Raw genomic sequence first — 13,421 nt, forward strand, 5'->3', positions numbered from 1 at the left:
TTACTGGCTTAATTTAGCCTATTTCCTGGAGGATCGGGGGATTCCCTTGGCTATGACCAACCCTATGCACGTCAAACGGTCAAAGGAATTGGATGACAATCTACCAACCAAACATGACCGTAAAGATGCTTTAGTAATTGCTCGTCTTATTAAAGACGGACGCTTCAGTTATCCAAGAATCTTGAAAGACGTGGAGGCTGAACTTCGTGTTGGGTCAACGTTTAGAAGTAAGTTGACAGAGGAACTTGGAGCTGTCAAAAACATGATGATTAGGTGGTTAGATCGCTATTTTCCTGAGTTTCCCCAGGTCTTTCCGTCATTCGGAAAGTTGGCAATGGCAGTACTTGAATGTACCCCATTTCCTAGTGATCTTCACCAGAAACAACCCGATGAATTATTATCACTTTACCGCCAGGTTGAGGGGCTCAAATCTCCCCAACGACCGAAAGCAATGCTTCTTATTGAAGTCGCTGCTAATTCGATCGGAGTAACAGAGGGACGTGAGATGGCCCGTATCGAAATCGCCACACTCGTTCGTCGTTACAACCAATTAGAACAAGATATCGAAAGTATTACTCAACACTTAGTTGAGCTCGTTAAAACATCTGTAGAATACGAATGGCTATCAACGGTTCAAGGACTTGGAGATACCACCATTGTCGAACTATTAGCTGAGATCGGAAGCTTCTCACATTACGAAGATCCACGCCAACTAATCAAACTCGCGGGATTAACGTTACGTGAAAATTCGTCCGGTCAGCACAAAGGACAAAAACGCATCTCCAAACGGGGCAGAAGAAAGCTGCGCGCCCTCCTTTTCCGAGTGATGATGCCAATGGTTCGCCATAATGAAGCCTTTCAAAAGCTACATGAGTATTACACAAACCGTAAGGTTAATCCATTACGTAAGAAGCAATCCATCGTGGTTCTATGCGGAAAACTATTAAAAGTGTTACATGGAATCAGTACCAAGCACAAAGCATTTGACGCACAGCGAATGATGAAGGATATACCTAGTCTCGCAGAGGCTATGTAAAGTTCTACATCCCCTTGCAGACATAGACAAACAGGATGACACGGAGAAGCTGGCATTATTTTTTCCATTCGACCTCGAGTCCCTATAGGAGCTTCGCTAGCCTCTGCCTTATGACTAGACCGAACGAAGGAATGTAGGCACACTGATGCCCAAGAGACATGGGAGGGTACGTCATCATAAGCTACGCAGAGATCCATTGTGCATCACATAATTCCTTATCACTACTTCCATCATTATCCAGTAGTGACCGCGTAGCGTACCAATGTAATGGAATAGATTCACATAATATAAAAATATTGTTAAAGATCGTGTCTAAAAATATTTTTTTGACACCCCATCAACGGGTCAAACCGTTGATAAATCAACATTTATAGAGGGAGGAATTAATGATTACAATTTTAGCAGTTAAAATCCATAAAGCAATTAATGAAGATAGAAAAGATTTATACGAAGCAACCAGAGGGAGTTGGCGAGCTGCTATGGATCAGTGTAATTCTGATACTATTAATTATGTTGTTGGTATCTATGAAGGGTTGGTAATCTCAGCGTATGAGAACCAATAACGTGGTACTCGGTACTTAAAGCTGGTGAAGATTAAGAAAGACGTCGCTTTGATGGCACTCCAGTTAATAAAGACCTTTTTAAGTTATCCAAGAAAAAACGAAGAAAATATACGGAATAGTTTCGGTAGGGGCAATCTATTCCATATGTCGAAATAGATGAAAGAAAATAGTACAGATCTCATTAATTGACCAGGGCCACCCTGAACATGTAGTTGAATGCATCGTTTGTGAAAACAGGGATCATTCAGTTTTACAGGCATGAAAAGATATACCATTTAAAATGCGTTTCTAATAAGAAATAGGTGAGTACGGTGACGAATTATGCCAAAGTATAGATGTGTAAAACATCAAAAAATTATGAATGAAAAAATTGAAGATAATAAAATACAGCCTTATTGCACTGAATGCAGAATAGAAGATTTGTTACAGGAGCAAGAAAAACAATATTTACATAATGAAATACACTATATAAGAGAACATAAAAAGTCAGTTGTAAAAGAAAAGTTTTTTTGGGCTTTTAAGCCTTCGTTTATATCATTATTTGTTACGGTTGCTCCTTCGCTATTACTCGGTGCTTTAACAGAAGAAATTTTTTCTTCTAATAATATTGATGATGGTGTAGCTATTATGCTTCCAGTCGAGTCGTTATAGTGGTTATTATTTTTATATATGTTTTTGTTTACACAGAAGAACCAACTACAATATACTCGAAACCAGCAGAAGAAAGAATTAGAGATAATGTAGAACTTGAAAAGGAAAATAATGAAAGAACAGTAGCAAATTCTAAAAGTAAGCTACAAAAAGAATATGCAGTGAAATCAACTCGGATTGATGAAATTGATAATATGAAAGGAATCGAATTTGAATACTTCATAGCAGAATTATTGCGAAGTATTGGATTTAAAAATGTCATAGTCACAAAAGGAAGTGGTGATTTTGGTGTTGATATTTTAGCTACTAATATAAATGGTGAAAATACAGCTATACAATGTAAACGATATAAGGCTAAAGTAGGATATGATTCAATTCAGCAAATTTTAGCAGGAAAGACAAAAGAGAAATGTAAAAAAGCAATAGTAATTACTAATTCCTATTTTACAAAACCTGCCTTTGAGGCAGCTGGAGAATTTGGTATTGAATTATGGAACAGAAAAAGATTAATAGAGGAAATGCAAAAACATGAACCACGCTTTACTTGGGGAAATTTTCTAAACTGTCATTATACTAAACCAAAAGGTAAGCCTAGTTATGAAAATCGGGTACTAGTCCCTTAAATTTAGATTGTATAAAACTTTAAACTGTTAAACGCATGGAATTTGATTATTCCATGCGTTTTTCTGTAATGCTTCTATTGTAGCTTCAAGCTGCATTAGGAGAACTAAGCGATGGTGAAACCCTCAATGTATAAGAAGTGAAACAAATATGTAATTGGTCTCCCCTCAATGTACAAAAGTGTTTCACTTGCTCTTCTATGCTAAATTAAACAAAAAGAAAGTGTATCATAAACGTGCTTTGGATATCTATGATGAAATACTGGACCCATATAATACATCAACGGATGAGTTAGTAAGTAAACACCTTAGAGAATACATGGGATCTTTGCGTCTTTGAATTTGTTATTTACGTGTTGCTAAATAAAATGGTTTATAAAAAAAGAAGTTCGAAAGATCATTATTTTTGTCTGTCTATTTATTGTTTCAAGTAACATATACTTCAATATAATACGTTTAAATCTTCTACCTTTAGAATCTGCTCAAATGTACTCTCTCATTGCAAAACGATGTTGTTTTCTTAATAACCTGCTAGGTGTAATTGGAGTTTCATTAAATGAATCCGTTAAATTTAGCAATTCATACTTCTGTTCTCAGTTTGTTGCAGAAGTACGCATCGACCAGGAATTCGTCTGTGAAATAAACTTCCCGCGCTCATTACCCCTGATGATTTCCAAATCAGTACAAGACTTCATGAAGTATATGAGGGCAAATTATTTGATTATGAGCCTGTTTAGGAACGTTTTCGAGAAGTGGAGTGATTATTGGTATGCTAAAGCAGAAATGGGTAGTTGGGTGTTACCCAGTTTAATATAAGCCTTCCATTCTTTCATTATTAGGCGTTTTCCCATAAAAAACCCCCACATGTAAGGGAGTTCTCATAGGTTAATATTTGAAACTTACAATCTGCTTGTTTAACGGAGCAGAAAAACTTAAGAGAAAATAAACTATCCTTTACTTAGTATATTCCGATTAAGATTGAACTTTTTAAGAAGATGATAGGTGAATTTACAAAGTGATCAAGGTTTTTTACACTAAATTAAAGAAAAACCCGCTTCAATCATTTTTGAATTTTAAAGAAGCGGGGGAATTTGTCATTTTATTTCTTTTTCAACTTTTGGTTTTTCCCAGCAAAACTGAATAGAGTTTAACATTGGATATGGTTGATAGAGAAAATAAGTGGTTGTATCTTTAATTGCAAAATCAACATGAGCCTTAAATAAGTAATCAAGATGCTCTTGGTCAAGATAATCCTTAATTTTTTCAACTTGAATAATGTTTTTAAGTCCATATTTGGGAATACGAAATGTTGCGGAATAATCACCAAGAATAACGGAGGCAGATATTAACGTATAACATGATATCTGTCTTTTTTGTTTTTTATACGATTATGATGACAATTCACTCTCTATGTTAATTATTGGGGAGGCGAAAAACACTCCTACTGTAAAAGGACAAGAAAGTACCAACATCTTGTAATCAGGACAAAAAACTCTTATATTATTACCATAACAATTACCCAGTTAGAAAGGTTATTCCATTAAATGCCCTTTTCTGGGGCAACGAAAAATGTCTAATTATTAGAATTAAAATTGAGAACTGGTCTTTTTATAATTTCCTTAAAAACGTTATAAACGCTGATTCCTGAATTTACCCTTTAAAGGAATAAAAACATGCTCACATCAAGGCATTTGGATGGTGCTTTCATTGCAAGGAAATGCGCATTACGATCATCACAGCACCATGACCTCCCACCCAAGTTAGGAGATCATTTCGAAATAACTTGTTGCTCAGTGTTAAGGGGAAAATTTCACTTCAACCAGTTTGGCGGTTGCATAAAACCATCCAAAAAAGCACCACTCTTCCCTTTTCTCAAGAGATTGCAACTTCCGATAATATTGCATTATGTAGAACTAAGAGCTATTTTACATAACGAATAATGACCGAAGACAATACCTGGGTGTCCTAACGTTAATACGACAAGCCTTACCTCTACCCAGCCGACTATTACAAATGCTGTAGTTTCGAGGCCGGGTCTGGAATGATGCAATTTGACAAATAAGTTGGTAGCAAAACGTATAATGGTCAACCCTATCAATCCGCCAGCGATAATGATGAAAACTTGCGCCCCTCATCCTACCGATCTGAGTAGGTTTGTGTTTGGAAGCGTCATGGCTATGACTACCGAGACAAAAATGGAGTCAATCAAAAGCGATATTTGACCACCTCAACCTTAATATCCATTCCCAAAAAAAAGAGCTATCAACATTCCACATTTTTCAGGTGTTACCCCGTTGAATCCAAAAATCTTAATATGACTAAAATTATTCAAATTTCAAAACAATATAGATAGAATGTATAATACTATACTAAGGATAAATTAAATCACCGATTCGGGGTATTTGAAAGGGGATTGGCTTTGAGTAATACAAACATCACCAGGGATATTTTAGAAAGAATATCTGATGCATTTTATTCGTTAGACAAAGACTTGAAATTTGAATACATAAATAATGTTACAGAAAGACTTTTAAAAATTAGCCGTGAAAATGTTATCGGTCAATTTATTTATGATGCTTTACCCTATAGAGATTTACTTAATTTTGTAAAACGGTATAAAAAGGCACTGTCGGAACAAGAACCTATAGAATTTGAAGAGTACTTTAACAATAAATGGTATGAAATTAGGGCCTTTCCTTCTAAAGAAGGGTTAACTGTATTTTTTAGAGATATTACGCAACATAAGCAAGAACACAAAAAAATGAACTACTTAGCTAACTATGATGTTTTAACTGGAATACCTAACAGATATAATTTTAACCAGTATTTAAATCTAAAGTTATCATCTCATGTAGGTTCTATTGCGGTTTTATTTATAGATATGAATAATTTTAAAAAAGTAAATGAGATATACGGCCATGAAATAGGTGATTTGTTATTAAAACAAATTACAGAACGTATAAAGAATAAGGTAAAACCATTTGGTTTTATTTCTCGTTATTCTGGAGATGACTTTCTTATAGCTCTTGAAAACCTAACCGAAAATGAAATTTCATCAACTACGTTACGGATTATTAAATCGTTTTCTAGTCCATTTTTTGTAAAAGGTTATGAAATGAAAATTTCACTCAGCATTGGGATTAGCCAGTTTCCTAAGGATGGCCAAAGTGTTGAATTATTAATAAAACATGCTAACTTTGCCATGTATCAAGCAAAAAAAGAAGGTAGAAATAATTTCAAGTTCTACTTTTATGATGAAAATGAAGTGAGCGTTGACCCATTAAAAATAGAAATAGAACTTCATAAGGCTATGGAACTTGATCAGTTATTGCTTCACTATCAGCCAAAAATAAATTTAAATACAGGGAAAATCGTAGGTGTGGAGGCTTTAATTCGCTGGTTTCATCCAGAATGGGGATGGGTATCACCAGGAACATTTATTCCAATTGCGGAAGAAACAGGTTTAATTATCCCTATTGGGGAATGGGCTTTGTATGCTGCTTGTAATCAAAATAAAACATGGCAACAACAAGGTTTTTTTACTGTAGTAGCTGTCAATTTATCAGCTATCCAGTTTAATCAATCTAATTTGATTAAAACGATTAAATCAGTTCTTCAAAAAACTGGACTTGAACCACATTATTTAGAAGTGGAGATTACTGAGAGTACGACAGCTAATATAGAAAGTACTATATTGACCTTACGTGAACTAAAAAAAATGGGTGTACGGATAAGCATAGATGATTTTGGAACAGGATTCAGTTCTTTAAATTACCTAAAGAAATTGCCTGTTGATACTTTAAAAATTGACCATTCATTTATTAGGGATCTTCATAATAACCCTAATGATGAAACCATTGTTAAAACCATTATCTCAACGGCTCATTCATTAAATTTGAATGTCGTTGCTGAAGGAATTGAGACAAAGGAACAACTTGTTTTCCTACAACAGAATTTATGTGATGAAGGGCAAGGATATTTCCTAAGTAAACCGCAATCGGCAAGTGAATTAGAGGGAAAATTTGCTGAAATTCAGCAAATTGTTGGAGAGTACGGGATCTCTGGAGATATCAATGAAAGGATGAGGATTAGAAAACTACTAGAATCAGCAAAAAGAGAGTTACAAGACACGATTCGTCTGCAACAAGGCATGATTTTTAAGTTTAAGAGAATCGATGGAAAGTTCATTCATACACTATGTGACGGAGAATTATTATATCGTTTTGGAATGATACCTACTCAAGTGATAGGTAAAGAATTAGAAGAATTTCTTCCATACGAAAATGCTATTGAAAAAGCCGCCAGCTACATGAGTGCTTGGAAAGGAGAAGAATTTGTTACATATGAGGACGAGCTGAATGGGATTAATTATCTTGCTACCTTACGCCCTATTAAAAAGGGAGGAAAAGTAATAGAGGTTATCGGTTCTTGTGTAGATATTACTGCAAGAAAAAAGGCAGAAAAAGCTTTACAAGAAAGCGAGTCTAAATATCGTCTTATTGCTGAAAACATGATGGATATAATAATGTTATTAGATAGGAATGGAATGATTTTATATGCATCACCATCACTTGGAGCCTCACTTGGTTTCCCATTAAAGTCCTATGAAAGGGAAAAGCCCTTTGATTTGATACATCCTCAAGATAGACAAAATGTATTGCTGAGATTTGAACAGGTCGTTAATACAATGTCTTCTTCTCAGATGGAATCCCGTTTCTTGTGTGCAGATGGAAGTTGGATATTAGTTGAAGGTGTTGCTACACCAGTGGTTGGAGAAAATGGAGAAGTAGAGCACTTGATTGTGGTGGGGAGAGACATTACGGAAAAAAGAAAAGCAGAAGAACAGCTTTTAAAAGCAGAAAAATTATCTGTTGTTGGTGAACTAGCTGCAGGAGTAGCTCATGAGATTAGAAACCCTCTTACTACAATAAAAGGATTTATCCAACTATTTGGGCAAGGAATCATAAAGAAAGAATATTTTGAATTACTTTATAAGGAATTCATACAAATTGAGGAAATTCTAAAAGAATTTATTGGTCTTGCGAAACCAGTCGAAGCTAAAATTAATAAGGTTAATCTTAAAACTATACTTCAAGATGTTGAGAAATTACTTGAATCAGAGGCAAATTTGAATAACGTGCAAATTTCCCAAAGTAATATACGAAATCTTCCGCAAGTTATGGGAGATATAAACCAAATAAAACAAGTTTTCATCAATATTATCAAAAACAGTATTGAAGCAATTCCCAATAGAGGTTTTGTAAAAATCCAAGGTAGTATTGAAGAAGAATACGTTCTAATAAAAATCATAGATAACGGCGTTGGATTAAGTGAAGAGCGTATTAAGCGATTAGGGGAGCCCTTCTATAGCAATAAAGAAAAAGGTACTGGTTTAGGGTTAATGCTATGTTATAGAATTCTTCAACAACATAATGGGACAATAACAGTCAAAAGTAAAGAAAACAAGGGAACTACTGTGGAGGTTAGGTTACCTATAAGTGAAAATTAGTCAATAGGCAATTTTTTGTTATTAAGTGGATCCGCAAAAAGCCTTTTTACATAAGAGGGCTACCAAGATCGATTTGTTGGTAGCACCTTTTTTTTTGTAATGAACACTTAGATCGAAAATAGCGCAATCCTTACTCCAGAAAAGCGCCCCATTGTGGAAAACCAAAGAGTAACAAACATCCTATCAGATAAATTCATAAAACGGATTCTCTGGTTCATCTTTTTTTAAATCCACATTATATTCACCAAGAAAATTGATGTGCTCCTATCCTAACAAATTTTATTTAGGACTTACATGTATGCCTTCACTCTCTCGCCAATCTGCGTAGAGTATAAGCTTTACATTATCATATCCATTGGTAGTTAATTGGTTATCTAACCACTGTTGATCAAATCCGAGTTCATGTAAATTATCCCATAAAATTTCCCCATCTATAATTAACGATGTTGGGAGGTCTACTGGACTTTCTGGAAGATTGAGATCTTGCTTGTCTGGTTTTTGATACCTGGATTTTAATAATAAACTTAATTGCCCATTAGCTTCCAATATACCGTATTTGACTTCGCGAACTGAAAAGACATTATTTTGACGGAGTATACTCAATACTTGATTTACATCCAATTTGTTCTTTGTAAGTAATTTTCTGTCCATAACACCATCTCGAATGATTATGTTAGGATTGCCTAATAAGAGAGAACGTGTCGATTTATTTTTTAGAGTCATAAACTCTATTCCCAACATAAGAAACGTCCACAATCCGATGGCATATAAAAAATGAAAAATCCCTACCTTATCTTCATAAATGGTATTTCCTAAAAAATCTCCAAGTACTAACACAAAAACTAAGTGAAACGGGGTTAACTGATAGATGGATGTTCTGCCTGTTATGATAATGATAAAAAATAAAGTGGCAAAACCAACGATGACTTTGATCGTCAGTAAACCAATATTAACTTCTTCCAAAGTTTTTTCCTCCAATTTAAATTTTACTTAGTTGTAAGATCTTGAGGTTTAGATAAAGAGGCTAGTTTTAGTATTAAAGCTCGAGTTACAATTCCAACAATGATGTAATATATGAATGAATATCTGTATCTCCACTCTAAATAATTAACAAGTTTGACCCACTCGCAAAAGGGTTCACCTATAAAGGCATATGTTAGTGCCATAATGATCTGGGCTAAAATAAAAGATTTCCATGTTCTAAAATATTGATATAACAACATGTAAGCTACAGGTACCATTGAAAAATCAAAAGGAAAGGCCCGAGGAATAATAGGTAGGAATGCAATGGGGTAATCCCAAAAACTATATTGTGCACCAACTACATCTAATAAGGTTGTTGTCAAGATAATTATGGTACCAAATAACAAAATTTCTAAAATAATGTCTTGTTTAACAAGTTTAGCCCATATAACCCAAGGCACAACTAAAAAAACAACTAGTATCCACCATTCCCAAGTTAAAAACTCATTTGTTAGCCAACCATTTAATTCTAAATGATACAGCTTATCTTCTAATAAACGTATTTCCTTAAGATTTTCAAATATATTATCTATTGATATCACCCCTATAATTAAAATCAAAAGCTGCCTTTTTAGTATTACCGTTTTTTAGTAATGAATTTCCATCGTAAATAAGAAAAAACCCATGAAAGTTCTTCTAACACGGGTTTTCGACTTTTTTCAAATGAATCAGAAATTTTTTGATAGAACAATAAAACCAGGATACATCAACTTATAATAATGGAGAAAGCAGGCGAGAACCCTGTTCAACAATGCGCTCGGTCAGGGATCGTTGTAACAAGTCTTCAATTCTTAATGGTACAGAATCAGTAAGATCCCTCTCGAACTGCTCTGTGAGTTCCCTTGCCACATCAGCACTGTACACGACTTGACACACCTCATAATTCAGGCGAAAACTTCTCATATCATAGTTTGCTGCGCCTACTTCTGCAATTTCCTCATCAATGATCATCAGTTTCGCATGTAACATTCCTTTATCGTACTGGTAGATTTGGACCCCAGCTTCTATAAGTTCCCCGTAATAGGTACGACTTGCAAAGCCCACGATTTTTTTATCAATATGGCGAGGAACAAGTAATCTTACGCGTACACCACGAGCCACAGCTGCCTTTAATGCCATAACAATATCTGTTTCTGGTACAAAGTAAGGTGTTGTTATATCAATGGTTTTGGTCGCTTGTGTTATACATATAAAGTAAGCTTGACGAATAACTGGTGTAGGAATTCCAGGGTTTCCTTCCAACGTATGGATGTATGCTTTTTGCAATGTCCCTGTCTTTGGGTATATGTTCATCTCTTTACCATCTATGGTGCTCAACTCTGAACCTAATTCGGCTGACCATCTGGAAAGATCTACTCTTCCGATTGGATTGATTTTCGTTACCTCAGATTTTGTTTTCAGATTTGTTTTCGATTTTATCCGTTCCGGCACAGCAATATTCCAATGAACGTCAAAGACAGTCTGCAAATCAACTGATGCTTCTCCTGTTATTTGTAAATGAGTATCCCTCCAGAAGCCAACGTCAGGATTCAATCCTGTATATTCATATCCTACGTTCATGCCACCAGTAAAAGCTTTCTTTCCGTCGATCGTGACAATCTTACAATGATCCCGATAATTCCAATTGGATAAAATCCAGGGAAAGCGTAAAGGAAATATTGTCCGGCATTCTATCCCTGCTTCCACCATCTGAAGGATTTTTTGACGCGGAAATTTTTTACTCCCCCAACCATCTCTAATAAAACGAACCCGCACTCCGTTTACTGCTTTTTCGATCAGCAGTTCTGTGATGCGATTACCTATTTGGTCATTCCGATAGATGTAATATTCCAGATCAATGGTTTTTTGGGCTTTTTGTAGGGATTCGATAAGTTGTTCATATTTTGCTATTCCATTGTTTAGTACTTGGACTTTGCCGACTCGAAGCCCGCCTACAGTAAAATACCTTAAAACATCTGCGACTATCGATGCTGAATCACTATATGTATCAGGTAACTTATTAGACTCATTATGAGAAGAAGTCAATCTTTTACGATGAATAAGCTTGGGATTTGATATGCTAAGATATAGTAAGAAACCAAGGACAGGCAAAACAAGGACGATTACCATCCAATTCAAAGCTTTGGCTGGCCGACGAACTTCCCAAATTGCTATGAATAAGATAAAGAACGTATTTAACAGGTATAGAAAAAAAAACCACTCCAACTAAAATTCCTCCTTAGTTTTTCCCTTAACATGTACGAACTATGTAGTAAGTATACGTTTGGAATACGAGGAATTGTTTAGTTGGACATTTTCTCATGAGACACTCCAAATGATTTTGTAATTAGTTTGTTTTGTGAAAGGAAATTTAAAGTTGGAGATGTATCGAAAAACAAAAAGGGAGGTTCGTTTTACACTTCTTCCATTTAAACCAAAAATCTTACATTTTTCTGCTGTAGCTGACTCAGAATTCGACATTTTATTTAAATGGGAGGCTTTCGAAACCTCCTTCTTTCAAGCAGGCGAATACGGAACATGATTGCTACAACCGATAGAGCTCTTACTGGATATCCCATAATTAGTGGTACCTTGCCCCCTGTTGGATTCTTTTTAAAATCGAATATACTGAGATGGATAAGTAGTTTCCAGAAAATATGATAATGTGAATCAAATCTTATTTGTTTGGTGTTTTCATCCCAAGATTTGGAATAGGTGCATTACCAAAATTAACCGTAACAATTACCCTGTTAACTGTAATATTGCCCCAAACGATTGGTTTACCAACTATAGGAGCATGGATACACTAAACCGATGGGAATGGAATACTTCTTTGTGTTAGGGTTATCAGTCAAAAATTATTTAATAGTGATTTTCTGAAGCCATGCCAATTGACTTTGTCTCATGAACAGTACCATGTGGATGTTGAGGTGGTGCATAAATGGAGTATAATTTTATAGGTTTATTACCTATGTTCGTTAGATTATGCCATGTTCCTGCGGGTTGATGAAGTGGAGGTAGCCTGTCCTTTTTCAATGGCACCATGCGACAAGCAAGAAAAAAGACCCAGTGTAATATCAATACATGGGTCGTGGTTAAGTTGCTTAAGCGATTTTGTTCCTAAAAACATGTTAGTCAACTGATCCAGTTCGCTTAATTTCCACCTTTATATTTGGTTTTATCTTTAGTGCTGGATATATTTGTCTTAAATCCCCATCAGTTAAATGGGAATATTTTCTAATGCTTCTTATTTTTCTTCCGATACCTATGGGATCCGTATTTAAATTTTTTAATTCCTCAAGTATATGTCCAAATTTATTGTTTAGGGCTTCACCAATTAGTAGCTCCATTTTGTTTAGTGAATCTTTATTTTTCAAAGAAGTATATGGTTGAAATTCTAATGTTGAAACGGAAATCGTTGCATTTAAATGAACCAATTCTTCGTTCTTTATTTCAATGTTTCCTTTGTACTTTATTGGATGAAGTGTAATCTTATAAATATCACTTTTAGGAAGAGGTTGGGCAATACCCCTTTTCTCTAGTTCTTCAGCAGCAATTTCTAAAGTTATATCACCTAAAAATGCCTTATTATTTGTGAATAATTTTATGTAAAGGGTGTTTATCAACGAAATAGATCCAACAATTTTATCTTCTTTGAATAATGCAACACCATCTATAAATGGTGCTACCCCATTTGAATTTTTTATCATGGGTAGGGTAGGATCGATACCAATTTCATTTAGTGTGGTTATAAAATCATGTAAGTTGGAGTTGACTAACATTTCTTTTTTTTCGTGTTTATCCAATAGTTGGTAGATATAGGATCCCATTTCGGGATATTCTTCATAGTTTGTATTGTTAATCGTCTCCTCAGCATTATCAGTAATGGCCAAAAAGATTAAAGAACTGATAATGCTGTCTCGTTGCATGGTATCCAGAAAAGAAGAAATTCCTGTTTCTGCCATATTTTTATTAAACAGTATGGTCCTTAATTGACCAGACGTAATGTCATGGCTTGTCTGTTCCTCTAGTTTTTGTCT

At 34.9% G+C, this 13,421-nt stretch carries 9 protein-coding genes and 2 pseudogenes; 6 read left to right on the plus strand and 5 right to left on the minus strand.

Annotated elements, in window-relative coordinates; genetic code table 11:
• From CZ487_RS09185 to CZ487_RS09215, 6 genes and pseudogenes are all read left to right on the plus strand, one after another.
• The coding region (locus tag CZ487_RS09185; protein ID WP_077211804.1) for an IS110 family RNA-guided transposase at positions 1-1,036 on the plus strand (1,036 nt) is incomplete at its 5' end.
• Positions 1,037-1,422: 386 nt separating this feature from the next.
• Positions 1,423-1,599, plus strand: a complete 177-nt coding sequence (locus CZ487_RS26555) for a hypothetical protein (RefSeq protein WP_154676017.1) — start codon at positions 1,423-1,425, stop codon at positions 1,597-1,599.
• A gap of 321 nt (positions 1,600-1,920) precedes the next feature.
• The gene (locus CZ487_RS09190) at positions 1,921-2,250 is read left to right on the plus strand and encodes a hypothetical protein (RefSeq protein WP_077211805.1); all 330 of its coding nucleotides are present in this window, start codon (positions 1,921-1,923) and stop codon (positions 2,248-2,250) included.
• Complete coding sequence (locus tag CZ487_RS09195; protein ID WP_077211806.1) at positions 2,250-2,873, plus strand: restriction endonuclease; 624 nt, start codon at positions 2,250-2,252, stop codon at positions 2,871-2,873. The genes CZ487_RS09190 and CZ487_RS09195 overlap by 1 nt, the downstream gene beginning before the upstream one ends.
• A 519-nt stretch (positions 2,874-3,392) precedes the next feature.
• Positions 3,393-3,607 (plus strand): annotated as a pseudogene (locus CZ487_RS27445) (hypothetical protein); the annotation flags it as partial.
• Between the two features lie 1,682 nt (positions 3,608-5,289).
• Entirely contained in the window at positions 5,290-8,379 is a 3,090-nt protein-coding gene (locus CZ487_RS09215; protein ID WP_161949610.1) for an EAL domain-containing protein, read from the plus strand.
• Between the two features lie 279 nt (positions 8,380-8,658).
• Here the strand turns inward: CZ487_RS09215 and CZ487_RS09220 are convergent, their stop codons facing one another.
• The 5 genes and pseudogenes from CZ487_RS09220 to CZ487_RS09240 form a co-directional block, all read right to left on the minus strand.
• Positions 8,659-9,342, minus strand: a complete 684-nt coding sequence (locus CZ487_RS09220; protein WP_077211808.1) for a DUF421 domain-containing protein — start codon at positions 9,340-9,342, stop codon at positions 8,659-8,661.
• A 23-nt stretch (positions 9,343-9,365) separates the two neighbouring features.
• Positions 9,366-9,962 (minus strand): CBO0543 family protein, encoded by a 597-nt coding sequence (locus CZ487_RS09225; protein ID WP_237562826.1) that lies wholly within the window; start codon positions 9,960-9,962, stop codon positions 9,366-9,368.
• A 151-nt stretch (positions 9,963-10,113) separates the two neighbouring features.
• Positions 10,114-11,607: a phospholipase D-like domain-containing protein gene (locus CZ487_RS09230; protein WP_077211809.1), complete on the minus strand. Its 1,494-nt coding sequence runs from the start codon at positions 11,605-11,607 to the stop codon at positions 10,114-10,116.
• A 636-nt stretch (positions 11,608-12,243) separates the two neighbouring features.
• Positions 12,244-12,384 (minus strand): annotated as a pseudogene (locus CZ487_RS27865) (cupin domain-containing protein); the annotation flags it as partial.
• A gap of 128 nt (positions 12,385-12,512) precedes the next feature.
• Positions 12,513-13,421, minus strand: a 909-nt coding sequence (locus CZ487_RS09240; protein WP_077211810.1) for a Ger(x)C family spore germination protein, incomplete at its 5' end; no start/stop codon positions are given.

The organism is Robertmurraya dakarensis (assembly GCF_900156875.1).
Lineage (GTDB): Bacteria > Bacillota > Bacilli > Bacillales > Cytobacillaceae > Robertmurraya > Robertmurraya dakarensis.

Bases quoted from the DNA above. Each gene is read 5' to 3' on its own strand.
- CZ487_RS26555 (WP_154676017.1), top strand. From the start codon at position 1,423: ATGATTACAATTTTAGCAGTTAAAATCCATAAAGCAATTAATGAAGAT.
- CZ487_RS09190 (WP_077211805.1), top strand. From the start codon at position 1,921: ATGCCAAAGTATAGATGTGTAAAACATCAAAAAATTATGAATGAAAAA.